Here is a 26393-nt window from a genome sequence, read left to right as displayed (position 1 = left end):
CTCCTTGGGATACGCGACGCCTGTTACGAATTGTCCATACTCGCGTTACTCTCGCCTGTATCACACAACTATCTGAGACATACCGGGATATGGTGCGACATGAAGGATTGACGGCCATGACGGCGGCCACCGTCACCCGAAAGTGAGTAACAGCCCACGCCGACCCGGGAGCAGCCCGGTCGTTCAGTCGGCGCCCTCGGTCCGGAGGAGCAGGTCGAGCAGCCCGGGGAAGCGGGCCTCGAACTCCTCGCGGCGCAGCCTGTTGACCCGCCTGGGCCCCTCGTCGCGCTGCTCGACCAGCCCGGCGCCGCGCAGGACCGAGAAGTGGTGGCTGAGCGCGGCTTTGCCGACCGGCACATCGAAGCTGCCGCAACTGCGCGACCAGTCGGCGGAGCCCGCCAGCTCGCGGATCAGCTGCATGCGCACCGGATCGGCGACCGCGGACAGCGCGGTCAGGATGGAAACGTCCTCGGGATCCGTGTGTACCGGAGCCGCGCGGTGACTTCCGCCCGCAGCCTGCTTCGACATGCCCCTCGCCTCGCGGTCGTTTACCCGGTGTTCGACGGACATCTTACGGTGCCGACACCCATTGCCGAATCGGAACGATGTTCCGTATATTAAACGGAACAACGCTCCGCTTCAGTCGACCGGAAGGCGCATCATGAGCGAATCGACGCACACAGCCGGCACCATCAGTTCACCGACCCCCGTCCTCTCGGTCAGTCCGGTGGTGCTGTCGGCCCCCGACCGAGCCGTGGACCTTCAGGTGCGGGTCTCCGCGCCCGTGACCGGAAGCGATCTGCCGGTCATCCTTCTGTCGCACGGTCAGGGTCACTCGAACCACCTCTCCTCGCTGAACGGCTACGCGCCGCTCGCCGACTACTGGGCGGCGCACGGCTTCGTCGTGATCCAGCCGACCCATCTGAGCTCCAGGACGCTGAGCCTGGATCCCGGCACTCCCGGGGCACCCCTGTTCTGGCGATCGCGGGCCGAGGACATGAAGCGCCTCCTCGACCGGCTCGACGCCATCGAGGCCGCCGTCCCGCAGCTCCTCGGCCGCCTGGACCGAAGCAAGGTGGCCGTGGCCGGTCACTCGATGGGCGGGCACACCGCGAGCCTGCTGCTGGGCGCCCGGGTCACCGATCCGGACGACGGAACGGAAGCGGATCTGGCCGATCCCCGGATCAAGGCGGGTGTACTGCTCGCCGCGCCCGGCAGGGGCGGCGATGCCGTCACCGAGTTCGTGGCCGAGAATTACTCTTTCTTCCTGTCCATGGACTTCTCCCGGATGACGACGCCCACGCTCGTGGTAGCCGGCGACAAGGACGCCTCCGCCCATCTGACGGTCCGGGGCCCGGAATGGCACACCGACCCGTACCACCTCTCCCCCGGTCCCAAGTCCCTGCTCACCCTGTTCGACGCGGAGCACGGGCTCGGCGGGATCTCCGGATACGACGTGGCCGAGACCACGGACGAGAACCCCGAGCGAGTGTCCGCGGTCCAACGGCTCACCTGGGCCTACCTCCGCTCCGAGCTCTACCCCGGGGATCCCGCCTGGCAGGCGGCGCGTGACGCGCTCACGGCCGGCCCCGACCCGCTCGGACGAGTCGAATCCAAGTAAGCCCGGACAAGCGCCGGCTCGGCGGCGGGCCGACAGCGCGAGACGGTCGGCACGCCGCGGCGTGCCGGTGCTATTGGTCCGGCGCCGCGGGCTCCGCGGTGAGCTTCCGCAACGCACTCACCAGGGCGTCCGCCTCGGCGGCGCGCAAGGGCGCAAGGAAGCGGCGCTCGGCGTCCAGGCGCGTGCGTTCGGCTTTGCGCAGCACCTTGCGCCCTTCGGCGGTGAGCGCGACGACGTTCCTGCGTCGGTCTTCGGTGCTGCGCCGGCGCTCGGCGAGGCGCTTGGCTTCCAGGCCGTCGACCAGGGCGACCATCGTGGTGCGGTCGATGCCGAGGCGGCCGGCCGCCTCCTGCTGGGAGGGCGGGACGTCCACCGCGAGTACGGCGAGTACCGCCAGTTCCCGGCCGTCGATACCCAGGGGCGCCAGGGCCTGCGCCGATGCCTCGGCGTAGCGCAGGTGGGCGTGCTTGAGCAGGTAGCCGAGGCGGGCCGCGAGGAGTCCGGCGCTTGCATCGCTGGTCATGTCCCAAGGCTATAGCCGCACACTGATAGTCAGTCATACTGATGATTGGCTATGCTGATGGATATGCTGACGGATATGAGTCAACTCCCGGCGTACCCGGTCACGTTCGGCATCAAGACCACCCCGATGCGGGTGGCTTACGCAGACATCCTCCGCGTCTGGGAGGAGGCCGACGACCTGCCCGAGATCGCGGACGCCTGGCTGTGGGACCACCTCATGCCCATCGTCGGGCCCAAGGACGGTGAGGTACTGGAGGGGTGGACGCTGCTCAGCGCCCTTGCCGCACGAACCTCCCGGCTGCGGCTCGGGCTGCTGGTGACCAGCAACCGGCTGCGCCACCCTGCCCTGTTGGGGAAGATGGCCACCACGGTGGATGTCATCTCCGGCGGACGGCTCGTCATGGGCCTGGGCGTCGGCGGTACCCGGCAGCCTCCCGGGGCCGGCGGGATCGCGGGCGAGAACCCCGCCGCCACGGAGTACGCCGGATACGGCCTGAACCTGGTACCGCCCGCCGAAGGCATCGCCCGGCTCGCGGAGACCATCACAGTGCTGCGGGGCATGTGGACCGAGGACGTGTTCGACTTCGAAGGGCGGCACTATCAGCTCTCCGGCAACCGGAACGAGCCCAAGCCGGTCCAGCGGCCGGGGCCGCCGATCCTCATCGGCGGCTGGGGAACACGGCTTCTGCGACTGGTCGCCGAGCAGGCGGACATCTGGAACATTCCCGGGCCGCCGCACAACCCCGTGGAGCGGGTCATCGAACGCAGCCGCGTCCTCGACACGTCGTGCGCCGCGATCGGCCGCGACCCGCGCGCGGTCACCCGCTCCGTGCAGTACATCGTGTCCTACCAGGACCCGGCCGGAGACCGTGCCGCCCTCGCCGAGTTGATCGCGGCGGGCTTCACCCACATCGTGCTGAGCCTGCGCAGCCCCTACCCGCCTGGCGTGGCACGATGGCTGGCCGACGAGCTGATCGACCCGCTGCGACACAACCGGCGCCGCCGCGCCTGATCACTTCTGGTCCGCGTCCGGAGGAGCGGCGAGCTCGGTGCCCTACTCAGGTGAGCGAGTAGGCGAACCAGATGCCATGCGTGCCGTCTGCGTCGATCGTGATGCCGCCCGCGCCGGAGATCCCGGCCAGCTCCCCGGTGCCGCTCGACGGAACGATGGTGAAGAACTCCGCGGTGCGGTCGCTGCCGGACGTGGTAGCCGAGTGCACGAAGTTGAAGGCGCCGTCGCGGTCGTGCAGCGAGCCTTCGAACGACTCCATGGCCACATAGGTGCCGACCCCGGTCGACTGGTCGAACGCGGCGGTGAACAAGGTCGCCGAGCGGCCCGTGATCTCCCCCTCGAAGCGCTTCTCCATCGTCGCCACACCAACCGGAAGGCCGGTGGCCACAGCCGGGTCCGGCTTCAGCTCGGTCGGAACGAAGGCGTTGACGGTGAACGTTCCAGTAGCTCTCATGGGCCGACCGTACCGATCCGGTCTGACAGTGGGCCCGGTGGCTCGAACAGCTCCCCGGCCCCGGTCAGGTCGAACAGCCGCTCGACCGTGGGACTGCTGGCACGGATGGCGATGGTCTTGCCCTGCTCGAGGGCCCGTTTGCGCAGGGTGAGGAGGATGCCCAGACCGGCACAGTCGCAGAAGTCCACCGCGCTCAGGTCCAGGGTGACGCCGTCGACCGAGCGGCTGAGCACGTCGTCCAGGTCGCCCCGGAGCCACCGGTCGGCGTCGAAGTCGAGTTCACCCCGGACCACCACGCTCATCCGGTCGCCGTCCTGCACGACGGCGACCGTCGCCCGGCACGGCACGAACGGTGCGCCGCTGTCCGCACGTGCGACGCCCTCCGCGATGAGGGGCTGCGCCCGCGGCGCAGGCTCCGGCATGTCCTCCTCCTTCGCCTGATCACCAGCCTCCGGCTCCAGGCTCTCCCGACCGACCCATTCCCGTCAACCAATACATGAAAAGCAGTACGTGCTTTTGAATGCCTGAATGCCTGGCCGGTAAGCTGACAGCCATGGACGGAGTGCCCGAACCACACACCGGATGGACCTTCCTCACCAACCATGCCCGGGTCCTGGCGGCGATCGCCGACGACCCCAGCACGCGCATCCGCGACATCGCCGCCCACTGCCGCCTGACCGAGCGCGCCGTCCAGAAGATCATCGCCGACCTGGAACGCGACGGCTATCTCTCCCACACCCGGGAGGGGCGCTCCAACAGCTACCGGATCGACCCCAGCAAGGTCCTTCGGCATCCGGCCGAAGCCGGGCTGACCGTGGCGTCGCTGCTCTCCCTGCTCGTCCAGGACGAAGCCGACCGCAGCACGCTTCCCCACCCCCACGTCACGGCGGAGTCGTAACGGTCACAGCGCCGGCACGACCGCCGCGCCAAGCCCTCCGACCCCGAGGGCGTACGCACCGGTGCGTACGGTTCCGCGGTGCCACGGCAAGGGACGATCGAGGGCGCCGTGTCGCCGCAGCGTGATCCGGGTCAGCAGGTCCGCGACCGTCTCGACGGCCTGGGCCGTGTCGAGGTCCGAGCCGATCCAGCTGACCCGCCCGTAGTACTCGTGGATCGATATGGCGGGCTCGGCGGGCACCGGCTCGGCCAGCACCGTGGGAATGAAGAAGACCTGTCCGGCCAGGTGGCCTGCCGTAGAGCTCCCTGACCTGTGTCACCGTGCCGTTCCCCTTCGGTCGTCGGGTGTCGGTCGGTAACTCGTCGGACGGCGGGGCATTCCCGGCCACAGCCGGGCGGAGTCTCGTACGGCTCCGCCCGGCAGGTCTCAAGGGGCGTCTACGCGGCCGTACTTGGGCACGGTCACCGTACGGGCGCCGGGGGTGCCGCCCAGGACGACCTTGCGGTAGGTGACGTTGTTGGTCGTGCTCTGCTCCTTGAGCCGGTTGTCGGGGTTGGCGATGACCTGGATGTAGTAGGTGCCGTTCGGCAGGTTCGTGACGTCGAAGGACTGCCCGGGCCGGTACTGGCTGTAGGTGTCGCCGTTGCCGACGTCGAGCACCTCTCGGACCGACACGGAGGTCTCCTCACCGCAGGCGGTGGCCAGGTCGGTGTTGTACGGGTGCCAGTTGGCGTTCTTCACCGTGTAGTCGATGGCGTCGGTGTTGGCCAGGCAGAACGCCTCCTTGCCGCTGCGGACGATCTCCTTCTTGTCCGCGCCGAGCAGTCGGTAGCTGGCGAAGTCGCTGAAGTGCCAGTGCTGGTGACCCTCCCGGGGGTCCCACTCCATGGTGCCCGTGGGCGTGTACCCGACCTGCTTGCCCTTGCTGTCGTAGAAGTACTGGTACGCGTCCATCTTGTCCTTGCCGGGACCGCGGAAGCCGTCGACGACCAGCGGTGAGGGGCCGCCGTTCCAGACGGTGGCGCTGAAGGCCAGGTAGTCCTTGCCGGGGACGTCGCCGTCCTCGCCGTCGGTGATGGCGATGCCGTACGCAGGCAGGGCGCGAAGATCGGGCTTCGGCACGCCCGCGGGCACGCCCGCCGAGCCGGTCGGGCGTCTAGAGGCCGGCTGGGGGCTCTTCGCCGCGTCCCCGGCCGTCTTCGCCGCGTCCCCGGCCGGGTGTCGGCCGGAAGCCAAGCCCTCACCGCCTTCGGAGCTCTGACGGACCGTCACTTTGATCGTCTGCGACTTGGCCGGCATCCCGAACAGGTCGCGGTACTTCTTCGCCACCGAGACCTTGGCCGTGTAGACGCCCGGCTGAAGGTCGACCGTACTGCCGGAATCGAACCCCGGTGTCGTGGCCGCGGCCCAGCCCTTCTCGACACCCCAGACCCCGCCGAGCGTGAACGGGTTGTCGGAGCAGCTCTCGGGGTACTTCGAGGTGCCAGGGGCGTCCGGGCGGATCCGGCCCGCCCTGGTGTTGGGGCAGAACGTCTGCGTGGTGTCGGCCACCTTCTTGCCGGACTGATCGGTGACACTGATCCGGAGGAAGCCCGGCAGGCCCGAGAAGTCCTTCACCAGGTCCTTGGGCAAGGCCTTGGTGACGGTCCTGCCACCGGAGTGGATGATCTGCGAGGCGACCACAGGATCGTTGTAGGACTTGCGCGTCACACGGAATTCGAGCGGTCCCCCGTCCACCGTGACATAGGTGCCGAGGTCGAGGGTGACGCCGGGTTCGCCCTCCCAGCGGTCGAGGGTCACCGCGGAGGCGGCGGCGATGAGTTTGAGTTTCGGCGTCCCCGCCTGGGTGGCCGCGGTCGCGCCGGGTGCCGTGACGGTGCCGGCGGCGCCGAGGGCCAAGGCCGCGGCCGCGATGAACGCCGAACGGGTCCATGCACTGGGCTGATGTCTGGTCATCGGTTCCTCGCTCTGCGTCGGTCCGAAGCTGTACGCACCATGTGCTCGCCATGGGCGACATGTGTGTGCCATCTGTGAACAGGGCCAAAGACCGACCAAGGTTGCCTGCCGGGCCGAAGTGGCCGGAATTCTCGCCCGACGCGTGCGGTGAGGCCTCACAAGGCCCGTCAGGAGGGCGAGAGCGCTCCAGCTGTACGAGTACGTCGTCGGCCAGGGCTGTCCGGGACTGGACGCCCAGCGGTTCGAACGGAGGCTGGTCAAGGCCAAGTACCGCAGGCACGCCTGACTGTTCGTGCCGGACTGACGAACCGATCGGCCGCCCTGCCCTATGGCGTCTTGCGGCCGACGCCCGCGTAGACCCAGTACTCGGACGGGTCGTCCGGGATCTCGTCGTCCGGGTCCGGGCGCCACAGGGGTACGTAGGTCAGGCCCGGCTCGACGAGGTCGAAGCCGTCGAAGAGGCCGAGGATCTCCTCGCGGGAACGGGCCGTCACCGGAGAACTGGCCCGCGACCGGTACAACTGCCCCACGGCCGCGGCTGTTTCCGGGCGGTCCTGGTTCGTGGCATGCGTCATCGCCAGCCAGCTCTCGCCGGGGAGTGCGTCGCGGAAGGCGGTCACGATGCCGGCCGGGTTCTCCTCCGGCGAGATGAAGTGCAGGATCGTGATCATCAGCACGGCCACGGGCTGGTCGAAGTCGATCAGCTTCCCCACCTGCGGGGCGGACAGGATGTCGGCCGGCCGGCGGATGTCGGCGTTCACGATGTCCGTGTCCGGGTTGTCGGCCAGCAAGGCCGAGCTGTGCGCGACGGCCACGGGGTCGTTGTCGACGTAGACGACCCGGGTCCCCGGGCTGACCGACTGCGCCACCTCGTGGACGTTGCCCTGGGTGGGAATGCCCGAGCCCAGATCGATGAACTGGCGCACCCCGGCGTCGACGAGGAAGCGGACGGCCCGGCCCAGAAAGGCACGGTTGGCCCGGGCGAGCGTCCGGACCTGAGGATCGATGGCCGTGAACGCGGCAAGTGCCTCACGGTCTATGGCGAAGTTGTGGTGTCCGCCCAACATGGCGTCATACATGCGGGCAACGCTCGCCTTGTCCGGATCGATTCCTTCCGGAAGACCCTCACCAGCGGACATCGCAACACCCCTGCCACTCAGCGATCTTGACGCACCATCATATAGTTATCTCACAGCGTGGCGGACCCCCTTCCCCCGCGCCTGTCCCTGCCATGCGCGACGCCCCGGCCCCACCCGGAAAGGCACGACCCTGCGGAACGAAGCACGGCCCTCCCTCTCCCCCACGGCCGACGTCATCGGCTCCGCACTCGACCTGCGATTGACCGGCAGCCATGTCGTGCACGCGTTGACGCCCGCGTTCTGCGACGCGGCGTCGCTCTATCTGCTGGAACGATGGCTACAGGGGGAGAACGGCTCCGCCACCGCCGACCCGCCGCAGATCGAAGGCCGCCGCCTCGCCGTGCGCGTGGGTTCGGACACCACCGAGGACTGGGAACCGCTGCTCCCCCTCGGGGAAGTGATCGTCTTCCCACGCGAGACCCCCTACGCGCGCGCTCTCGCCACCCGGCGCACCCAACTGCTCGACGCCATGGACACCCACACCTCCGAGCGGCTCGGCTCACTCGCCGACGACAGCGCCCGCATCGAGGACCTGCTGAAAACGGCCTCCTTCCTGGTCGTGCCCCTGCATCTGCGGGACGTGGCCGTCGGATTCATCGCCTGCACCCGTGGGCCCGAGCGGGCGCCGTTCGCGGCAGACGACGCCGTGACCGTGGAGCGGCTGGCGACACGGGCCTGTGTGGCACTGGACAACGCGCGCCGGTACGAGCGGGAGCGCCGCACCGCGCTGGCCATCCGCAGCAGCCTGCTGCCCGCCGCCGACGCGGAGTTCCCCGGTTGCCGCATCGCCCACGGCTGTCTTCCGGCCGGTGACGGCGACATCATCGGCGGTGACTGGTTCGACGTCCTGCCCCGGCCAGGAGGGCGGATCGGCCTCGTCGTCGGAGACGCGATGGGCCACGGCCCCGAGGCGGCCGTCGCGATGATCCAGCTGCGCACCGCCGTCCGCGCCCTGGCGGGACTCGACATCCCACCGGCCGATCTCATGCACCGGCTCGACGCGCTCGCCTGCGACACCCCGGGTGCCTCCTTCGCGACCTGTGTCTACGCCGAGTGGGACGCGGAGCGGCACACGTGCACCCTCGTCGGTGCCGGTCACCCTCCCCCGCTGATCCGCGGCCCGGACGGACGCGCGGTGCCGGTCACGCTCACCAGCCCCGGCCTGCCCCTGGGACTCGGGACGGGCACCTACGAGGCCACGCTGCTGGACGTGCCGGAGCCCGCCCTGCTCGTCCTCTACAGCGACGGCCTGGTCGAGTCCCGTCAGACGGACATCGACCAGGGGATCACCCGGCTCGGACGCGCCCTCGACTCGGCCACGACCACCGCCACGCACAGCCAGGACACGCTGCACGCGCTGTGCCGACGGCTGCTGCACACCCCGAACGCCCCGGCCGGAAGGGACGACCGGACACTGCTGATCGCCGCGCTGACGCCGGGGCCGCCTCGATGATGTCCGCGTCACGCGATGCCGTCGCCGCCCGCCTCCCCCGCGCCTCGGCGGAAGCCCCGCCTCGGTATACCGTCGGGCTCCCGCACTCCTCCGCATCACCGTAACTCCCCCTGATCCGCCGATAGTTGAAGAAGACGTCGGAACGGATCGCGCGGCTGCGTCCGATGCTGGTGGTCGCCTTCTCCTCCGAGGCGGCCACGCCGGTGCGGCGGATGGCTATGCCGCCGAGTGCGCGTCCGACCATCCCCTGTGGCCGGAGAACTGCGAGCCGGACCAGCGCGACGCGATCAAGGACCCGGCACTCAGGGAGGCCGGCCGGAAGGCTGCTCGGCGGGCCGGCGCCACCGTGCTCGATCCGAAGCCCTGGCTGTGCCCACGGTCGGGCAAGCGCCCAAAGCCGGCGACTCTCGGCGACACGACAGGTCGGGCAGGAGGGCCGCGGCGTGCTCCTGCTCGACGAGGCAGGGCACGTCCTCGAAAGGCCGCTCATCGCGACCGCGGCCTGGTGATCCGCACGGGCCGCCCGAGGTGGCCTGCGTATGAGCAAGCCCGGGGCGCGCCCTACCTTCCCAGAGCGTCGGCGGTCTCGTACAGCGGGTGCGTGGCACCGACGGTGACGTCCACCACCGCGTCCGCCTGCGCGGCGAGCCACGGGTCGTGGGTGATGAGGAACGCCGTGCGGGTCGCCATCAGGCGGCGCAGGGGTTCGAGCACGCGCGCGGCCGCCTCGCCGTCCAGCCCGGTGGTCGGCTCGTCCAGCACCAGGACGGGCGTGTCGCGGACCAGCGCCCGGGCGACGGCCAGCCGCTGCCGCTGGCCACCGGAGAGCTTGCGCCCGCCCTGCCCCACGGGCGCGTCGTAGCCGCCGGGCAAGTTCCGTACAAAGCTGTCGACGTCCGCCGCCGCGGCCGCGCGCAGGATGCGGTCCTCGTCGGCGTCGGGGCAGCCGTAGGCGATGTTCTCGCGGACGGTGCCGTCGAAGAGCATCGGTTCCTGCGGCAGCAGTGTGACCAGCTCGCGCAGCGCGTGCAGCGGCATGCCGGTGATGTCCCGCCCGTCGATCAGGATGCGGCCCTCGGTGGCGTCGTAGAACCGCAGCAGCAGCTTGGCCAGGGTGGACTTGCCCGCGCCGCTGGCGCCCGCGATCAGCACGAGCTGCCCGGGCCGGGCGGTGAAGCTGAGGCCGTCGACGACGCGCCGGTCGCCGCCCGGGTAGCCGAAGCCGACGTTCTCGAAGGACACCACGCCGGTGCCCGTGCCGCCGCCGGGCCGACGGGGCTCCTCGGGGCCGCGGGAAGAGACGTCGGCGGGGGCGGCGGATTCGCGTACGGCGGGACGCGCGTCCAGCACCTCGAAGATCCGCTCACCGGCCGCTGTCGCCGAGGAGAGGCTCACCGCGAGGCCGCCGAGGGCCTGCACCTGCGGGTAGAGGTAGCCGAGGTAGGCGGCGAACGCCAGCAGACCGCCCACGGTCAGCCGTCCGGCGCTGATCTCCCACGCGCCCGCTCCGACCACGGCGAGGACGGAGACGGACTCGACGACGTTGGCGAGCGGCTGGTAGGCATGGGCCAGCCGGGCCCGGGCCAGGCTGCTGCGCAGCCAGGCGAGGCCCTCGCGGTGCACGCGCCGGCGCTCGGTGTCCTGCCGGTTGTAGGCCTGCACCACGGGCATGTTGGCGATGCTCTCGTCCAGCGCCTGCACCAGGGCTCCGCTGTTGTCCCGCTCGGCGCGCGAGAGCGCTCGGATCGGCCGGGACAGGCGGCGCGCCGCCAGCCCGAAGACGGGAGCCGCAGCGAACGTCAGCAGCGCGAGCTCCCAGCGCAGGAAGAGTGCGGCGCCCGCGAAGAACAGCACGCTGACCAGGGTGTTCAGCAACTGGACCGGGCCCGACGCCACCACGTGCTCCGCCTCGTCCACGTCACCGGTGAGCCGGGCGAGCAGATCGCCCTGGTGGTGTCTGTCGTAGAAGTCGGGCGGCAGCAGCTGTGCGTGCCGGAACAGCGCGTCGCGGCAGTGCAGCCGGAAAGTCTCGCCGGCGCGGGTCGTCAACTGGTGAGCGCCGAAGGTGACCGCCGCGCCCACCACGGCCACCGCGAGCCATATTCCGGCGGGCAGCCAGAATTTCGACGGATCACCGGACATGAGAACCGTGTCCGTCAGATAGGAGAAAACCTGGATCGCCACCGTGTCACAGGCCACGGATATGGTTTGGCACAGCGCCGCCCCGACGAGCAGGAACAGCTCGGGACGGATCAGCGGCCAGAAGCGCCGGAATGTGGTGACCGGTGAAATCCGTGCGTGCCGCCTGAATCCCAACGCCGCCGGAGCACCCGTCCGCATCCTCTGTCTGCCCGCCACCGGACCGTCCCCTCCACCTTCCTGAGTACGCGTTCGCCCCGCGCGCCCGGCCGACAGGGACGTCTTCGTCGGTGGACGCACGGGGTGAACGGCAGCCTCAGCTCACGCGTTCACCTGGTTCAGCGGCGCGGTTCCGGCCGGCCCGGCCGTGGGGGACGCCGGCCCGGCGGGGGCGGGGGCGGGGGGCCCTGGGGGCGCTGCGGCCGCGGTACGGGTACGCGCATCCTGACATTCTGCATGCGAGCTCCTTAAATTGGTCGGGAGTCGGACCGTTGAATTCACGGGGAACTCGACCGTCCGTCTCACGCATTCATACGCAGCACCCGAAGAGCGTGTTCAACGGATCGGGAAAATACGCAACGGGGAGATGCCGAATCCCACCCGCAATGCCACACCACCGAGGTCACAGGAATTCCACATACGCCTTTGACGGGCAGCGATAGGAAATTCCCTTGAGAAGGCTGTGCATTTCCTGAAGACGCGAGCGGCCGCGAGTGTGACGCGCCTCACTCGGTGCCGCCGACCGGACGAGCGGGTGAACCGCGGACGAATTCTCGCTTTCGCCCTGGTCAGCAGCTGGTCAGGGAGGCGGCTGCGGCTCTGCGGCCTGCCTAGGATCATGGCGCCTCGTCCGTACGACCTTCAGGAGGCCCAGCGTGCCTGAAGCCGATTCCGGTCCCGCCCGGCGGCACACCGCGCTGCTCGCGGTCGGCGCGCTGGCGGCCGCGACCGCGGTGACCGCCGGGGTGCTGACGGCCGGCGGCTCCGGCGGGAGCGGACACCGGGCAGCGGCGGCCGACGGTCTGCGGCACACCACCGTCCGGATCGCCGCCGCCGGCTGCGGTCGCGGCTGGACGCACCCCGAACCCGGCCGCCAGGTCTTCGAGTTGCACAACACCTCCGGCACGGCGGCCGAGGTGTACCTGACGGACCCCGCGACGGGCGCCGTCTACGGCGAGGTCGAAGGGCTCGCGCCGGGCACCGTCCGCCCGCTGCGAGTGACGCTCGGCGACGGCTCGTACGCCTTCAAGTGTCTGCCCGACGACGCGGACGCCGTCACCGGCCCCACCGTGCGCGTCACCGGCGGCTCCGTGAAGAGCGGCCCGGCCGCCGTGCCGGTGAGCCAGCAGGACCTGATCCCGCCCACGCTCGCCTACCAGAAGTGGATCCAGGCGCGCACCGTCGAGCTGGCGAAGAGGACCGACGCGCTGCGTGACGCCGTCCGCCGCGGGGATCTGGCGGCGGCCCGCGCTGCCTGGCTGCCCGCGCACCTGGTGTACGAGCGGATGGGCGCCGCCTACGGCACCTTCGGCGACGCGGACAAGGAGATCAACGGCACCGCCGGCGGGCTGTCCGGCGGCGTCCACGACCCGGACTTCGCCGGTTTCCACCGCCTCGAGTACGGGCTGTGGCACGGCGAGCCGGCGGGCAGCCTGCGCGGCCCGGCCGACCGGCTCGCGAGGGCCGTGCACACGCTGCGCGACAGCTGGCCGGGGCAGCGGATGGACCCGGCGGACGTCGGCCTCAGGGCGCACGAAATCCTCGAGAACACCGTGCAGTTCGAGCTGACCGGCCGCACGGACTACGGCAGCGGCACCAACCTGGCCACCGCCCGCGCCAACCTCGACGGCACCCGGGTACTGCTCGGGTATCTGCGCCCGCTGCTGCGCACACGCGACACCGGTCTCACCGCACTCGACTCATGGCTGGACCGCACCCGTCACACCCTCGACTCCTTCCGGCACGGCGAGACGTGGACACCCCTGTCCGAACTCACTCGCGGGCAGCGGGAGAAGACCGACGCGGACATGGGCGAACTGGTGGAGAGGCTCGCCGACGTGGCCACCCTCACCGACATACGGAGGACCGCGTGAACGCCGCGAACAAGGTCGGCCGCCGGAGTTTCCTGGCGAGCGCGGCAGCCGTGGCCGGGGCCGGACTGGTGGCCGCCGACCACGACTCCGCCTCCGCCGCTCCGTCCCGGGAGAGCGGGACCGTCCCCTTCCACGGCCCGCACCAGGCCGGGATCGTGACGCCGGCGCAGCGCACCACGGCACTCGTGGCCTTCGACGCCACCGCGGAGAACCGCGGCGAACTCGCCGACCTGCTGCGCACACTCACCGACCGGGCCCGGTTCCTCACCGCCGGCGGCAGCCCGGAGGAGCTGGGCATCACCGCCCCGCCCGCCGACTCCGGCACCCTCGGCCCCACCGTCCCGGCCGACCGGCTGACCGTCACGGTCGGTGTCGGCGCCTCCCTCTTCGACGACCGCTACGGTCTCGCGGACCGCGGGCCCCGCCGGCTCACCGCCATGCCGTCGTTCCCCGACGACGACCTGGACGCCGCCTGGTGCCACGGCGACCTGAGCGTCCAGTTCTGCGCCGACAGCCCGGACACGGTGCTGCATGCCCTGCGCGACATCGCGCGGCACACCAGGGGCGGCATGCAGGTGCGCTGGCGGATGGACGGTTTCGTCAGCCCCTCCCGCCCCTCCGGTGCTCCGCGCAACCACATGGGCTTCAAGGACGGCATCGCCAACCCGGACGTGCGCGACCCCCGCGAGATGGACCGCCTGGTCTGGGTGGGCAGGAGCAGCGGCGAGCCGGACTGGGCGGCCGGCGGCAGCTACCAGGTCGTACGGCTGATCCGGATGCTGGTGGAGTTCTGGGACCGGGTCTCCCTCACCGAGCAGGAGCGGATGTTCGGCCGCTCCCGGGACACCGGCGCGCCCCTGGACGGGCGCCACGAGACCGATGCCCCTGACTACGCACAGGACCCGAAGGGTGATGTGATCCCGCTGGACAGCCATATCCGGCTGGCCGATCCGCGCACCGCAGCCACCGCCGGACAGCGCATCCTGCGCCGCGGCTACAACTACGACCGGGGCATGGACTCCAACGGCAACCTCGACATGGGCCTGCTGTTCTGCTGCTACCAGCAGGACCTCACCCGCCAGTTCGAGACCGTGCAGAAGCGGCTGGCGGGCGAGCCCCTGGTCGACTACATCACCCCGTTCGGCGGAGGCTACTTCTTCGCCCTGCCCGGAGTACGGGACAGCTCCGACTGGCTGGGACGCGCCCTCCTGGCTTGATCCCGTGGCTTGCTCCCGCGCCGCCATAGCGGTCAAGAACAGGCCAAAAGACCATGAGAGTTTCCTGACCGAACATTCGCTCACCTGTCATGGCCGCACCCCCGCCCCGCCGCCGGCATTGCCGAGGATCCCGCTGTGGCTGCCAGGGCCTTCGGTGTCCCGGCAGCGGAAATCAGTGCTCTCGGAAAGGCGAGACAGCATGATCGGCACAGGAAGAACCTCAAGTGCGCGGCGCCGGCTGAGCCGTGTGGGCGCCCTGCTCGGCGCGGCGGCCCTGGCGACGGCCGGCGGCGTCGTCCCGGCGTCGGCGGCGGCGCCCGGCGGCCACGGCCACCACCCCGGTACGCGTACCGCGACTCCGATCAAGCATGTGGTGGTGATCTACGACGAGAACATCTCGTTCGACCACTACTTCGCCACCTATCCCAAAGCCGCCAACACCGACGGCACCACGTTCAAGGCCGACAGGCACACCCCGAAGGCCGACAACCTGCTCAACGCCGGGCTGCTGACGAAGAACCCGAACCTGTACGCGCCCAAGCGGCTGGCCAGTTCGCAGGCCATGACCTGCGACCAGAACCACTCCTACAGCCCCGAGCAGTACGCGGCGGACGGCGGCAAGGCCGACAAGTACGTCGAGAACACCGAAGTCAGCAAGTGCACGGGCCTCTTCGGCGAGCCCGGCCTGGTGATGGACTACTACGACGGCAACACCGTCACCGGCCTGTGGAACTACGCCCAGCACTACGCCCTCAACGACCGCTCCTTCAGCTCGGTCTACGGCCCCTCCACACCCGGCGCGCTGAATCTGATCTCCGGTCAGACCCACGGCGTCGTCTCGACCGACCCGGCGTCCGGCACGGAGAACCCGAAGCAGACCAAGACCCCCGACTCGTACGCCGTCGTCTCCCCGAACGCCCAGGGCGTGGGCACGGTCGTCAACGACCCCGACCCGGCCTACGACGACTGCTCGGACAAGGACCACACGAGCACCAGCGCACTGGCCTCCATGCAGGGCAAGAACATCGGTGACCTGCTCAACTCCAAGGGTGTGAGCTGGGGCTGGTTCCAGGGCGGCTTCCGGCCCAGCACCCCCTGGGACGGCAAGCAGGGCGACTACGCCAAGTGCGGCGGCACCACCCACACCAACATCGGCGGGGCGTCCGCGGAGGACTACAGCCCTCACCACTCCCCGTTCCAGTACTACAAGTCGACGTCCAACCCGCACCATCTGGCCCCGAAGGACGTCGCCGAGATCGGACACGACGGCCGGGCGAACCACAATTACGACCTGACCGACTTCGACGCCGCCCTCACGGCCGGAAACCTCCCCGCGGTGAGCTTCCTGAAGGCCGCCGAGTACCAGGACGGCCACGCCGGTTACTCCGACCCGATCGACGAGCAGCACTTCCTGGTCCAGGAGATCAACGCGCTTCAGCAGTCCCCGCAGTGGAAGTCCACCGCGGTCGTGGTCGCCTACGACGACTCCGACGGCTGGTACGACCACGTCGCCGCCGATGTGCTCAACGGCTCGAAGGACTCCACCGCCGGCTCCAACGGCCAGGCCCTCGACAGTCCCGCCTGCCAGGCCGGTCCCGCCGCCGCGGGCGGCTACGCGGACCGCTGCGGCCCCGGCACCCGGCAGCCGCTGCTGGTCATCTCCCCCTACAGCAAGGTGAATTCGGTGGACCACACCGCCACCGAGCAGGCGTCGATCCCCAAGTTCATCGAGGACAACTGGCACACCGGCCGCATCGGCGACGCCTCCTTCGACCAGCGCTCCGGCACGCTCACCCACATGTTCGACTTCCGGCACCCCGACGACAAGCAGGTGCTGCTGAACCCGGACGGCTCGGTCAAGTCGGTCCAGCGGATCCCGCACTACAGCCAGACCTCGACGGCCGCCTCCACGCATGCCGCGTACCCGCCGTACGTCCAGGACCTCAAGGCGCAGAACGCCGCCGCGAGCAGCTCCGCCTCCCCGGCCCTGCCGCTCGCTCTCACCGCCGGCCTCCTCACCGCCGGCGCGGTGACCACGGGGTTCGCCCTGCACCGCCGCAGGGCGAACGCCAAGGGCGGGACCGCGGCAGCATAGGACGCCGGTAGTCGCCAGGCTGCGCAGAAGTGGGGTGCCACGGTCGTACGGCCGGGCACCCCACCATGGGCATCAGGCCGGGCCGGTGCCTTCGTCCCTCACCCGCTGGGCGACGTCCCGCAGCTTGACGTTGTGGTGCTGGGACAGGCGGCGCAGCACGTCGAAGGCCTCTTCCTCGCTCAGGCCGTGGCGTTCCCTGAGGATGCCCATGGCTTCGCCGATGGCGTGCCGGGTCTCCAGGGCGTGCTCGAGCTGGTCGATGGCGCGGGCGTCGGCCAGGGCGACGGCCGCGTGCGAGGCCAGCAGCCAGCCGGCGGTCTCTATGTCGTGGCTGAAGGCTCCGGGGCGGTTCGAGTAGAGGTTCAGCGCGCCGAAGTCCTCGTTGTGGGTGTAAAGCAGGACACCCGTCATGCTTCCGATGCCGAGTTCGCGGGCGCCTGCGGCGTACCGGGGCCAGGTCGGCTGCGGCTGGGTCATGTCCGCGATCCTGAAGGCGCGCTCGCCACCGTTGTCCGCGCCGCGGGCCAGGTCGAAGCACGGCCCCTCACCCAGCTCACCCTGGAGCCGGTCGCTCTCGTGCACCATGTCACCGCAGGTGGACAAGGTCACCGCCTTGCCTTTGCGCACCGCGAGGATCCCCGCCGCGTCACAGCCCTCGACCAGTTTCACCGCGGACGCCGTGATCTTGTCCAGCGTCTCCTGGACCGAGTCCTGCCGGAGCAGATCCCGCGCGAGCAGAGCCATCCGCTCGGCGAACTCGCGCCACTCCATCCGCCACCACCGCCTCGGTCACCGTTGCGGCCACAGTACGCCCCGTCGACGCCGTACGACGGACGCGAGACACGCGGTCGGTGATGCCGGCCCCTGCTACCCGCCCCAGATCTTCCGGTACGCCTCCCGGTAGCCGGACGGGTCCCAGGACGTGGCACCGCCGCTGTTGCCGGCCGTGGTGATGTGGACGGGGGCCACGTATCCGCTGGCCGGGCGGCCGGAGAAGGCGCGGTTGAACTCGTCGACGATCTGCCAGCCCTGGAGGGACAGCGGTTCCGGGACGGTGGCGGCCTGGTACTGCCCGCTGTTGATGCGCTGGAAGGCGGAGGGGTCTCCGTCACCAGCGCCGATGTTGAACGGCGGGCCGGAGCCTTTCCGGCCCGCCGCTCGGAAGGCGGGGGCCGCGTCGGCGAAGTACAGGTCGTTGATGGCCACGGAGTGGGTCCACTCGCTCCCGAACCGGGACAGGAGGGAGGAGATCTCCCGCGGGGTGCGGCTGCTCGCATCGGGGATCGGAATGTTCTCGTACGCGAGCAGCTTCACGCCCCGGCAGGTGGCGAGCTCCTTCCTGATCAGGTCGGACTTGTCCTTCGCGAAGGGGATCGAGGCGTCGGTGATGAGCACGACCCCGGCACGGCCGCGGGACTCCGCGATGACCCACTGGGCGCTGATGCCGGCCACGTCCTCGACGCGGGTGGTGACGTTGGTGAAGAGCTGGGGCCGCCGGCTGGGGCCGGGAGTGGCGACCGCGTGCCAGCCGATGAGCGGGATGCGCTCGGCGTTGGCCCGTGCGGTCTGCGGGGCCGTCGAGCCGGGGTCGAATCCGCCGATGACGATGCCCGAGGGCTTGAGGGTCACCGCCTCGCTCATCGCCGCCCGGATACCGGCAGGCGTGCCTTGGCCATCGATCACCCGGACGTTCCAGCCGATGACCCGCGCGGCGTCCCGCACCCCGTTCGCGGCGCCCGCGACCCCGGGGTTGGTCATGGTCTGGGCGACGAAGACGATGGTCTTGCCGGACACCGCCGAGGGGCCGGTGGTCGGCCCGTTCGACGGGATGTCGGTCCGCTCCGCCCGGTCGACGGCGGCCTGGGCCCTGGCGTGGACGGCGGGGCAGCCGTTCGGGCCGGTCGTGGACTCCCCCGAGTCACCCGTCGTGCCGCGTTCGCAGCCGGCGAGGGCGATCGCCGCGGCCAGCAGGGCGCACGAGGCGAGCCGGACCCGGCGGGCGCCGGGGGTGGCTTTGCGGTTGCCGTGCACGGGAGCTCCTCGCGGAGGGCTGAGCGGAGATTACGGCCGGGGGCGGGGGCACCGGGGCGGGGTCAGGGAGCGGGTCCGGCGGTGCCGCCCTCCGGCGTCGGGGAGGACGGCGGCGGCGGTGCGGCGGGCGCGTCGTGGGCCGCGGCGGCGCCGGTGCGCAGCCGGCGGCGGGCGGCGTAGCCGGCCAGGCCGACGGCGATGAGCAGGGTGCCGCCGTAGAACAGCGGGACCGTCCAGAAGTCGGCGCCCAGCTGGGCGATGCCGGTGAGGCCGACGGCGAGGACGGCGACGGCGACCAAGGTGCCGAGAGCGTTGGGGCGGCCCGGTTTGATCGCCGTGGAGCCGAGGAGGGCGCCGGTGAAGGCGGGCAGCAGGTAGTCGAGGCCGACGCTCGGATTGCCGAGCTGCTGCTCGGCCGCGAGCAGCACACCGGCGATGCCGACGATCAGCCCCGACGCGGCGAACGCGTACACGGTGTACTTGCGGACCGGGATGCCGACCAGGTCGGCGGCGCGCGGGTTCGAGCCCACGACGTACAGGTACCGGCCGAGCGGCAGCCGCTCCAGGAGCAGCCAGAGGACCAGCCCGAGGACGAGGACGTAGAAGGCGGGTACCGGAAGGGCGAGGAACGTGGAGTCGTAGAGGCCGGTGAAGCCGGCCGGGAGGCCTCGCGGGCCGGGGACGATCCGGCTGCCGTCGGTGATCCAGCCGGTGACGGCGTACATCATGCTGCCGGTCCCGAGGGTGGCGATGAAGGAGTCGATCCGGCCGAATTCCACGATCACACCGTTGAGGACGCCTACGGCCGCCCCTCCGGCGATCACCGCGAGACAGGCGAGCGGCCAGGGCCACCCCTCGTGGACGAGGAGCTGCATCACCATGACGTGCGCCAGGCCGAGGCCGTAGCCGAGGGAGAGGTCGAACGCGCCGGTCACGATGGGGACCATGGCGGCGAGCGCGAGGACGGCCGGGATCGACTGGTTGGACAGGATCGAGTCGACGGTGTCGAGCGTGGGAAAGGTGCGCGGCAGGGCGAGGGAGAAGATCAGGACCAGCAGGGCCGTGAGGGCCAGGAGGCCGTAGGCGCCGATGAGGTGACCGCCCGGTCGGTGCGGTCGCGGCCGGGGCGAGGGGGGCGAGGGCGGCGCCGTCATGGGTTCGTCGCGGTTCCGGAACGAGGCATGGCCGAAGCCGCCCGGGTGAGCCCGGCGACCGTGAGGGCCGGGCCGCTCAGTTCGGCCGTCACGGCCCCGCGGACGAGGACCACGGCCCGCCGGCACACGCCCGCGACCTCCTCGAAGTCGGTGGAGACGAGCAGGACCGCGAGGCCCGCGGCCAGCGCCTCGTCGAGCAGACGGTAGATCGCGGCCTTGGCCCCGAGGTCCACGCTCGCGGTCGGCTCCTCGAGGATCAGCAGGCGCGGGCCGGCCCACAGCCACCGGCCGATCATGACCTTCTGCTGGTTGCCGCCGGACAAGGTGGCGAGGGGCGCCTCGCTGTCACGGGGACGCACCGAGAACCGTTCCATCAGGGTCTCGGCCTCGGCGCGTTCGCGGCGGGGGGCGATCCAGCTCGGCGCCGGTCCGCCTCCCGCGCGCGGATTGGCCAGGAGGTTCTCCCGTACGGTCAGATCGGCGGCGCACCCTTCCCGCAGTCGGTCGCCCGGTACGAAGCCGACACCGAGGCGGACGGCGTCGGCGACCGTGCGGGGGTGATAGGGCAGGCCGCCGAGCAGGGCCCGCCCGTCGAGGAGGGCGTGCGAGCCGGCGAGGGCCCGGCCCAGGTCCAGGTGTCCGGCGCCCGTGAGACCGACCAGTCCCAGGACCTCCCCGGCCCTGAGCTCCAGGCTGACCGGTCCGGCGCCGGCGGTCCGTACGCCGTCGAGAGTGAGCACGGGCGGCCCGTCGGCCGGAGCCGTGGTGGGCTGGTAGTCGGCCGGTTCCTCGCCGACGATGTCGTGCACCAGGCGGACGGCGCTGTGGCCCGCCAGCGGGCCGTGGCTGACGAGGCGGCCGTCGCGCAGCACGGCGAAGGTGTCGGCGACCTGGTACACCTCGTCGAGGCGGTGGCTCACGTAGAGGACGGCGTGCCCCCGGTCGCGCAGGGTGTGCAGGACGCGGAAGAGCCGGTCACAGTCCGGGGCCGGGAGACGGGCGGTCGGCTCGTCGAGGACGATGAGCTTCGCGCATGCCGCCAGGGCTCTGGCGATGGCGACCAGTGAACGCTCCGCCGGGCCGAGCCGGGCGATCGGCGCGTCGGGGTCGAGATGTCCGGCGACGATCCCCAGGGCGTCGGCGCCGCGCTCGCGGGTCCGCCGCCAGGAGATCAGCCCGGCGCGTCGCGGATACCCGGTGGTCAGGGCGACGTTCTCGGCGACCGTCATCCATTCCACGAGACCGAGGTCCTGGTGGATGAAGGACATGCGCCGGGAGGCGGCGTCGCTGCCGAGCGGGTGCCCGTCCACCGTGATCTTCCCGGCGTCGGCGTGATGGACGCCGGCGAGCACCTTGATGAGCGTGGACTTTCCCGCGCCGTTGGGCCCGAGGAGGGCGAGGACGCTTCCGGCGTGGACGTCGAGGTCGACCCCAGCCAGCGCTACGGTGCCGCCGAACCGCTTGCCGAGCCCGCGGATGCGGACCAGGGGTGGTGTCCCGACGGGCGCCGGCGCCTTCGCAGACGGGTCTGGAGCGTCGTGCACAAGCGGGATACTAGCCGAATAAAACATCTCATTTCGGGCATATCAGGGCGCGCCGCATCCGCCTCACACGGCGTCGAGTCCACACTCGGCCCAGATGACCTTGCCCTGCGGCAGGTAGCGCGTGCCCCAGCTCCGGGACAGCTGCGCGACGAGGAACAGACCGCGGCCGCCCTCGTCGGTGCTGGCCGCCCGACGGAGGTGTGGGGCGGTGTTGCTGGCGTCGGAGACCTCGCAGATCAGGGCCCGGTCGTGCAGCAGCCTCACCCGGATGGGGCCGGCCCCGTGGCGGATGGCGTTGGTGAGCAGCTCGCTCAGTATCAGTTCCGCGGCGAACGCGGCCTCGTCGACGCCCCAGTCGGCCAGTTGCCGGTTGGCGGACGCACGGACCTCGCTGACGAGGGCGGGGTCGGCGGCCAGGTCCCAGGTGGCGATCTGCCGGGCGTCCAGGGCGTGGACGCGGGCGACGAGCAGGGCGATGTCGTCGTACGGGTGGTCGGGCGCCACCGCGTCCAGGACCGCCTCGCAGGTGTCGTCTGGTGTGCGGTCCGCGTGTGCCAGGGCCCCGCGCAGCTGCTCGAGGACCGCGTCGACGTCGCGGTGCCGGTCCTCGATCAGTCCGTCCGTGTAGAGGACCAGCTGACTGTCCTCGGGCAGGTCGATCTCGACGGTGTCGAAGGGCAGTCCGCCGAGGCCGAGCGGGGGTCCGGCCGGCAGGGCGGGATAGGTGACGGTGCCGTCGGGGCGGACCAGCGCGGGCGGAGGGTGGCCGGCGCGGGCCATGACGCATCGCTGCGTGGTCGGGTCGTAGATGGCGTACAGGCAGGTCGCGCCGATGATGCCGGCGCCCTCGCCGTCGGGGTCCTCCCGGTCCAGGCGCCCCACGAGGTTGTCGAGGTGGATGAGGACCTCGTCCGGTGGGAAGTCGAGCTCGGCGTAGCTGCGCGCGGCGGTGCGCAGCCGGCCCATGGTGGCGGCCGAGAGCATGCCGTGGCCGACGACGTCGCCGACGAAGAGGCCGACGCGGCTGCCGGAGAGGGGGATGACGTCGTACCAGTCCCCGCCCACGTCGGCTTCGGCGGGCAGGTAGCGGTGGGCGACCTCGACGGCGTCCTGGTCGGGCAGGCCGTGCGGAAGCAGTCTGCGCTGGAGGGCCAGGACCATGGTGCGCTCGTGTGTGTAGCGCCGGGCGTTGTCGATGGACAGGGCGGCACGGCTGGCGAGTTCCTGGGCCAGCGAGAGGTCGTCGTCCCCGTAGGGGGCCGGATCCTGGGAGCGGTAGAAGCCGGCGACGCCCAGCACGACACCGCGGGCGACGAGGGGTACCGCGATGAGGGTGTGGACGTGGGCCAGCAGCGCCTCGGTGTGCTCGGGGTCGAGGGCGAGCCAGCCGGCGGCGACCTTCAGGTCCGGTTCCAGCACCGCCTGTCCGTTGGTCAGACAGCGCAGCTGGGGCGCGGTCGGGCCGAAGTCGGGCCGCTTGCCGACCTGGATGAAGGGAAGGTCGTCGCGGATGCCGTGGACCACGGCGCGGCCCAGGTCGCCGAGGGGGTCCGCGGACTCCTCACCGCGCAGTACCGCCTCGACGAGGTCGATGGTGACGTAGTCGGCCAGTCGGGGGACGGCCGTCTCGGCGAGCTCCTCGGCGGTCCGGCGCACGTCGAGGGTGGTGCCGACGCGGGCGCTGGCCTCGGACAGCAACTCCAGGCGGCGGCGCGCGGCCAGGGCGTACGTCCCCACGCGCGGCTCCCCCACCATCACCAGCCCTCTGGCCTCGGACGGCCGGCCGGGGTGATCGTCCGTCGTGGCGTCGGCCCCGTTGGTCGCGGCCTTGCCACCCGCGGCGACCGGGCCGGCCGCGCCGTCGCAGAGCAGGTGCCCCGACGGCGGAGTGAGGGACCGGCGCGCGAGCGGGGGGACGGCACAGACGACGACAGGTCCGGCGGCGAAGCCCGCCGTCGCGTCGAACGGGTGCGGGACGACGAGGACCTCCGCCGGTGAGGCCCCGGGGAGGACGGCCTCGACGGCGATGCCTTCCGTCCCGGAGGCACTCGTCATCGGACGGCTCAGGAGTGTGACCCGCCGTCCGCCGGGCAGGGACACGTCCACGGCGGCCCGCCGCGCGCCGGAGATCAGCTCGGTGGCCTTCTCCAGGAGCATGGCCTGGTCACACGGGCGCAGCTCGCGGGCCAGTTCGTCCACGGCGATGCTGTGGTGAGGGCCGGCGGCCGCTTCGGCCTCCGCCGCCAGGTACGCCGTGAGCAGCGCACGCTCACGCTCGGAGCTCTGCCCCAGCAGCCGCCGCTCGATGGCCGCGGCCGCCTTGCGTATCACCGCGCCCAGCCCCGGGGTCTCGGCGCTGCGCGGATAGCCCATGCACAGCACTCCCTCGATGCGCCCGCTGAGCGGGTCGCGGACGGGCAGCGCGAGGCAGGCGCTTCCCTGAGAGCGCTCGGCGAAGTGCTCTGCTCCGTAGACCCGGATGAGTTGGCGCTCCGCCAGGGCCAGCCCGATTCCGTTGGTGCCGGCGACCTGCTCGGCGAACACGAAGCCCGGGACCTTCTGGATCGCCGGGAGGCTTCTGGCCAGCGACGCCCGTCCGAACCGGCGCAGCAGGACCGTTCCGTTCGCGTCGGCGACGGAGATGTTCATCTCGCTGCCGGAGAACCTGGCCTGGAGCCGGTCGAGCACCGGCACGGCCGCGCGGGCGACCCGTCCGCCGGGATCGAAGTCCTCCCGGAAGGGAAGGTCGCGCTGGTCGGGCGAGAGCCCCAGGGACCGGCAGCGCTGCCAGGAGTTCAGGATGGACGTGCGTACGCCCGTCCCGACCGGCTCACCCTGGAGAAACCGCTCACGGAAACGAGCGGGCCCCGTGCCGTCTGTCGCACGCCCCGCCGGTTTCGGTTCTCCGCCGGACCGAACCACGCTTCGTCCCACTCACACCCCGAGAAAATCCACTTTTCGTGACTTCACGGAAAAGTCTGGCATTGACGAGGATACGGGCATCGGGTTCACGAGTCACGGTCACAGGACCGCGACCGGAGTGACGGGCGAGCCCGTCCCACCCGGCACGTTCAGCGGCGCCACGACGAGCAGGAACTCGTACCGGCCGGCCTCGGCGGTCGCGACGGAGAGGGCCTCCAGATCGAGGTTGTCCAGCAGTGGGACCCCCATCGCGGCGACGGCCAGCGCGTGCACCGGCGAGTGCACGCCGTCGACGGGCGAGGGCCGTACGTCGCTGTCGCCGTCGCCCCCCAGCAGCGCGATCCCCCGCTCGGCCAGCAGCGGCACGGCGTCCACGTGCAAGCCCGCGCCGGCCGTGCCGGGGTCCCAGGCACCGAGTTCCCGGCACCGGCGGACCTGCCCGGAGCGCAGCAGCACCGCGTCGCCCTCGCCGATCGTCACCCCGAGCGCCTTCTCGGCGGCGATGACATCCCGCGCGTGCACCGCCTGTCCCGGCTCCAGCCAGCGGATCCCGAAGACGGCGGGAAGGTCGAGGAGCACTCCTCTCGTCACCAGGGGCCCGAGCGCGGACACCGTGCCGAAGCGGGCGCCCGAGGCATCGACGGCCTCGTGTGCCGGCCGGCCGTCGTAGAGCTGCCCTCGGTAGGCGATGTGGCACAGCGCGTCGAGATGGGTGACGCCCTTGCCGTGGTAGTCGACGGCGATGAAGTCCTTGTAGGTGGAGGGTTCCGGGCTCTCCACATCACCGAGATCGGTCATGTGGTGCAGGGCGGGCTTGGGGTTGTCGGGGCCGGGCCGGGTGTTCCAGGGCAACGCCATCGGGACGACCGTCCCGGTCCGTACTGCGGCCACGGCCCGCCGTACGTGGTCCCCGGTCACACGGTTCCAGGCCCCGCGGTCGGCCGGGCACCATCCGCCCCATGTGCGCACCGCGTCGAAGAGGGTGTCGAATTCCTGGCGGGAGACGGGGGGCCCGTTACCGGTACCGGCCGGTCCGGGCCTCGGGGCGTTCGCGGGGCTCGAGCTCATCCGCACTCACCGTTCCGGCCGCATCAGTGCTCCGTTCCACGGTCGCCGCCGATGGCGCGGCGCCGCGCCATCGGCTTGCCCCTCGGGGAGGTCGCGGGCACCTCTTCGGGGTCGAAGATCTCGTCGCCGTACAGGTCCTGGAGCCAGTTGGCCTGGTAGATGGTGTCGAGGTAGCGCTCGCCGAGATCGGGGGCGATGGCCACCGCGGTCAGGCCCCCCGTGTCGTGCCGGGCGAGCCAGTCCGTCGCGCCGCTGACCACGGTCCCGGTGGAGCCGCCGAACAGGAATCCGCGGCGGGCCAGTCGGTGACAGGTGCGAATGGTGTCCACCTCCTCGACCCGGACGACGTCGTCGACGTAGGACTCGTCGAGCAGCGGCGGACGCATGCTCATGCCCAGGCCGGGGATCATCCGGCGGCCGGGCTCGCCGCCGAAGGAGACCGAGCCCACGCTGTCCACGGCGACGATCCGCACCGGCCGGTGCCACTGCCGGAAGTAGCGCGCGCAGCCCATCAGGGTCCCGGTCGTGCCCGCCCCGATGAACAGCACGTCGAGCCGCGGAAAGTGGCCGGCGATCTCCGGTCCCGTGGTGCGGTAGTGCGCCCGCCAGTTGCCCGCGTTGGTGTACTGGCTGAGCCACACATAGCGGTCGTCGGACGCGCACAGCGCGCGGACGTAGTCGATCCGTTTGCCGAGGAAGCCGCCGTTGGCGTCCAGGTCGGCCACGACGTGCACCTCGCTGCCCAGCGCCTCCATCAGGAGTCTGGTCGACAGGTTGCAACGGGAGTCCGTCACGCACAGGAACCGGTAACCCTTGCTGGCGGCGATCACGCTGAGCGCCACGCCCAGGTTTCCGGATGAGGACTCGACCACGATCGAGTCCTCGGTGAGCAGGCCGTCTCGCTCTGCTGCCTCCACCATCTCGTTCGCGGCCTTCAACTTGACGGAGCCGGCGAAATTGAAGCCTTCGCACTTCAGGTGGAGACGGCACCCGAGGACCGGCTCGAGGTCGACGAACAGATGGCCTTCGTTGAAGGCGTGGGGAGCGGATATGACAGGCACGGTGGGCCTCCGGA

General features: G+C 71.1%; 22 protein-coding genes. 7 read left to right on the top strand and 15 right to left on the bottom strand.

The window, feature by feature from the left end; all coding sequences use genetic code 11:
• Window positions 1-183: 183 nt before the first annotated feature.
• Complete coding sequence (locus ACWGJM_RS13670) at window positions 184-528, bottom strand: ArsR/SmtB family transcription factor (RefSeq protein WP_453411855.1); 345 nt, start codon at window positions 526-528, stop codon at window positions 184-186.
• A 133-nt stretch (window positions 529-661) separates the two neighbouring features.
• Here ACWGJM_RS13670 and ACWGJM_RS13665 point away from each other — a divergent pair, with 133 nt between their 5' ends.
• Window positions 662-1621: an alpha/beta hydrolase family protein gene (locus ACWGJM_RS13665; RefSeq protein WP_453411854.1), complete on the top strand. Its 960-nt coding sequence runs from the start codon at window positions 662-664 to the stop codon at window positions 1619-1621.
• A 70-nt stretch (window positions 1622-1691) separates the two neighbouring features.
• Here ACWGJM_RS13665 and ACWGJM_RS13660 read toward each other — a convergent pair whose 3' ends face one another.
• A complete protein-coding gene (locus ACWGJM_RS13660) occupies window positions 1692-2144 on the bottom strand; it encodes a MarR family winged helix-turn-helix transcriptional regulator (RefSeq protein ID WP_453411853.1) in 453 nt (150 codons plus the stop codon).
• A 75-nt stretch (window positions 2145-2219) separates the two neighbouring features.
• Between ACWGJM_RS13660 and ACWGJM_RS13655 the strand changes: the two genes are divergently transcribed.
• A complete protein-coding gene (locus ACWGJM_RS13655) occupies window positions 2220-3155 on the top strand; it encodes an LLM class flavin-dependent oxidoreductase (RefSeq protein WP_453411852.1) in 936 nt (311 codons plus the stop codon).
• A 46-nt stretch (window positions 3156-3201) separates the two neighbouring features.
• Here ACWGJM_RS13655 and ACWGJM_RS13650 read toward each other — a convergent pair whose 3' ends face one another.
• Window positions 3202-3609, bottom strand: coding sequence for a DUF3224 domain-containing protein (locus ACWGJM_RS13650; RefSeq protein WP_453411851.1), 408 nt, complete (start codon window positions 3607-3609; stop codon window positions 3202-3204).
• On the bottom strand, window positions 3606-4031 hold the full coding sequence (locus tag ACWGJM_RS13645; protein WP_453411850.1) for an STAS domain-containing protein: 426 nt from the start codon (window positions 4029-4031) through the stop codon (window positions 3606-3608). The genes ACWGJM_RS13650 and ACWGJM_RS13645 overlap by 4 nt, the downstream gene beginning before the upstream one ends.
• A 131-nt stretch (window positions 4032-4162) precedes the next feature.
• Here ACWGJM_RS13645 and ACWGJM_RS13640 point away from each other — a divergent pair, with 131 nt between their 5' ends.
• Window positions 4163-4507, top strand: coding sequence for a helix-turn-helix transcriptional regulator (locus tag ACWGJM_RS13640; RefSeq protein WP_453411849.1), 345 nt, complete (start codon window positions 4163-4165; stop codon window positions 4505-4507).
• Window positions 4508-4510: 3 nt separating this feature from the next.
• Here the strand turns inward: ACWGJM_RS13640 and ACWGJM_RS13635 are convergent, their stop codons facing one another.
• The 3 genes from ACWGJM_RS13635 to ACWGJM_RS13625 form a co-directional block, all read right to left on the bottom strand.
• Window positions 4511-4762, bottom strand: a complete 252-nt coding sequence (locus ACWGJM_RS13635; RefSeq protein ID WP_453411848.1) for a hypothetical protein — start codon at window positions 4760-4762, stop codon at window positions 4511-4513.
• A gap of 171 nt (window positions 4763-4933) precedes the next feature.
• On the bottom strand, window positions 4934-6463 hold the full coding sequence (locus tag ACWGJM_RS13630; RefSeq protein WP_453411847.1) for a lysyl oxidase family protein: 1530 nt from the start codon (window positions 6461-6463) through the stop codon (window positions 4934-4936).
• Window positions 6464-6789: 326 nt separating this feature from the next.
• A complete protein-coding gene (locus ACWGJM_RS13625; protein ID WP_453411846.1) occupies window positions 6790-7602 on the bottom strand; it encodes an SAM-dependent methyltransferase in 813 nt (270 codons plus the stop codon).
• A 199-nt stretch (window positions 7603-7801) separates the two neighbouring features.
• On the opposite strand from ACWGJM_RS13625, the gene ACWGJM_RS13620 reads away from it, so the two are divergent.
• Window positions 7802-9055 (top strand): PP2C family protein-serine/threonine phosphatase, encoded by a 1254-nt coding sequence (locus ACWGJM_RS13620; RefSeq protein WP_453411845.1) that lies wholly within the window; start codon window positions 7802-7804, stop codon window positions 9053-9055.
• 561 nt (window positions 9056-9616) lie between these two features.
• Here ACWGJM_RS13620 and ACWGJM_RS13615 read toward each other — a convergent pair.
• Window positions 9617-11395: an ABC transporter ATP-binding protein gene (locus ACWGJM_RS13615; RefSeq protein WP_453412002.1), complete on the bottom strand. Its 1779-nt coding sequence runs from the start codon at window positions 11393-11395 to the stop codon at window positions 9617-9619.
• 674 nt (window positions 11396-12069) lie between these two features.
• Between ACWGJM_RS13615 and ACWGJM_RS13610 the strand changes: the two genes are divergently transcribed.
• From ACWGJM_RS13610 to ACWGJM_RS13600, 3 genes are all read left to right on the top strand, one after another.
• Window positions 12070-13287, top strand: a complete 1218-nt coding sequence (locus ACWGJM_RS13610) for an EfeM/EfeO family lipoprotein (protein ID WP_453411844.1) — start codon at window positions 12070-12072, stop codon at window positions 13285-13287.
• On the top strand, window positions 13284-14504 hold the full coding sequence (gene efeB / locus ACWGJM_RS13605; RefSeq protein ID WP_453411843.1) for an iron uptake transporter deferrochelatase/peroxidase subunit: 1221 nt from the start codon (window positions 13284-13286) through the stop codon (window positions 14502-14504). Before ACWGJM_RS13610 ends, efeB begins: the two co-directional genes overlap by 4 nt.
• A 199-nt stretch (window positions 14505-14703) precedes the next feature.
• Window positions 14704-16599, top strand: a complete 1896-nt coding sequence (locus ACWGJM_RS13600) for a phospholipase C (RefSeq protein WP_453411842.1) — start codon at window positions 14704-14706, stop codon at window positions 16597-16599.
• Window positions 16600-16671: 72 nt separating this feature from the next.
• Here ACWGJM_RS13600 and ACWGJM_RS13595 read toward each other — a convergent pair whose 3' ends face one another.
• The 7 genes from ACWGJM_RS13595 to sbnA form a co-directional block, all read right to left on the bottom strand.
• Window positions 16672-17370, bottom strand: a complete 699-nt coding sequence (locus tag ACWGJM_RS13595) for a GAF and ANTAR domain-containing protein (RefSeq protein WP_453411841.1) — start codon at window positions 17368-17370, stop codon at window positions 16672-16674.
• A 96-nt stretch (window positions 17371-17466) separates the two neighbouring features.
• Window positions 17467-18630 (bottom strand): substrate-binding domain-containing protein, encoded by a 1164-nt coding sequence (locus ACWGJM_RS13590; RefSeq protein ID WP_453411840.1) that lies wholly within the window; start codon window positions 18628-18630, stop codon window positions 17467-17469.
• Window positions 18631-18692: 62 nt separating this feature from the next.
• On the bottom strand, window positions 18693-19784 hold the full coding sequence (locus ACWGJM_RS13585; protein ID WP_453411839.1) for an ABC transporter permease: 1092 nt from the start codon (window positions 19782-19784) through the stop codon (window positions 18693-18695).
• Window positions 19781-21328: a sugar ABC transporter ATP-binding protein gene (locus ACWGJM_RS13580; RefSeq protein WP_453411838.1), complete on the bottom strand. Its 1548-nt coding sequence runs from the start codon at window positions 21326-21328 to the stop codon at window positions 19781-19783. The genes ACWGJM_RS13585 and ACWGJM_RS13580 overlap by 4 nt, the downstream gene beginning before the upstream one ends.
• 63 nt (window positions 21329-21391) lie before the next feature.
• On the bottom strand, window positions 21392-24250 hold the full coding sequence (locus tag ACWGJM_RS13575) for a SpoIIE family protein phosphatase (protein WP_453411837.1): 2859 nt from the start codon (window positions 24248-24250) through the stop codon (window positions 21392-21394).
• Between the two features lie 99 nt (window positions 24251-24349).
• Window positions 24350-25318, bottom strand: a complete 969-nt coding sequence (locus ACWGJM_RS13570) for a cyclase family protein (protein ID WP_453411836.1) — start codon at window positions 25316-25318, stop codon at window positions 24350-24352.
• Between the two features lie 23 nt (window positions 25319-25341).
• The gene (sbnA, locus tag ACWGJM_RS13565; RefSeq protein ID WP_453411835.1) at window positions 25342-26379 is read right to left on the bottom strand and encodes a 2,3-diaminopropionate biosynthesis protein SbnA; all 1038 of its coding nucleotides are present in this window, start codon (window positions 26377-26379) and stop codon (window positions 25342-25344) included.
• Window positions 26380-26393 lie beyond the last annotated feature (14 nt).

The sequence above is a fragment of the Streptomyces sp. NPDC054834 genome, assembly GCF_053611185.1.
The sequence above is the reverse complement of the archived record's forward strand: the minus strand, read 5'-3'. Positions and strand labels throughout refer to the sequence as shown.

Bases quoted from the DNA above. Each gene is read 5' to 3' on its own strand.
- ACWGJM_RS13670 (WP_453411855.1), bottom strand. From the start codon at position 528: ATGTCGAAGCAGGCTGCGGGCGGAAGTCACCGCGCGGCTCCGGTACAC.
- ACWGJM_RS13665 (WP_453411854.1), top strand. From the start codon at position 662: ATGAGCGAATCGACGCACACAGCCGGCACCATCAGTTCACCGACCCCC.
- ACWGJM_RS13660 (WP_453411853.1), bottom strand. From the start codon at position 2,144: ATGACCAGCGATGCAAGCGCCGGACTCCTCGCGGCCCGCCTCGGCTAC.
- ACWGJM_RS13655 (WP_453411852.1), top strand. From the start codon at position 2,220: ATGAGTCAACTCCCGGCGTACCCGGTCACGTTCGGCATCAAGACCACC.
- ACWGJM_RS13650 (WP_453411851.1), bottom strand. From the start codon at position 3,609: ATGAGAGCTACTGGAACGTTCACCGTCAACGCCTTCGTTCCGACCGAG.
- ACWGJM_RS13645 (WP_453411850.1), bottom strand. From the start codon at position 4,031: ATGCCGGAGCCTGCGCCGCGGGCGCAGCCCCTCATCGCGGAGGGCGTC.
- ACWGJM_RS13640 (WP_453411849.1), top strand. From the start codon at position 4,163: ATGGACGGAGTGCCCGAACCACACACCGGATGGACCTTCCTCACCAAC.
- ACWGJM_RS13630 (WP_453411847.1), bottom strand. From the start codon at position 6,463: ATGACCAGACATCAGCCCAGTGCATGGACCCGTTCGGCGTTCATCGCG.
- ACWGJM_RS13625 (WP_453411846.1), bottom strand. From the start codon at position 7,602: ATGTCCGCTGGTGAGGGTCTTCCGGAAGGAATCGATCCGGACAAGGCG.
- ACWGJM_RS13615 (WP_453412002.1), bottom strand. From the start codon at position 11,395: ATGCGGACGGGTGCTCCGGCGGCGTTGGGATTCAGGCGGCACGCACGG.
- ACWGJM_RS13600 (WP_453411842.1), top strand. From the start codon at position 14,704: ATGATCGGCACAGGAAGAACCTCAAGTGCGCGGCGCCGGCTGAGCCGT.
- ACWGJM_RS13595 (WP_453411841.1), bottom strand. From the start codon at position 17,370: ATGGAGTGGCGCGAGTTCGCCGAGCGGATGGCTCTGCTCGCGCGGGAT.
- ACWGJM_RS13585 (WP_453411839.1), bottom strand. From the start codon at position 19,784: ATGACGGCGCCGCCCTCGCCCCCCTCGCCCCGGCCGCGACCGCACCGA.
- ACWGJM_RS13570 (WP_453411836.1), bottom strand. From the start codon at position 25,318: ATGAGCTCGAGCCCCGCGAACGCCCCGAGGCCCGGACCGGCCGGTACC.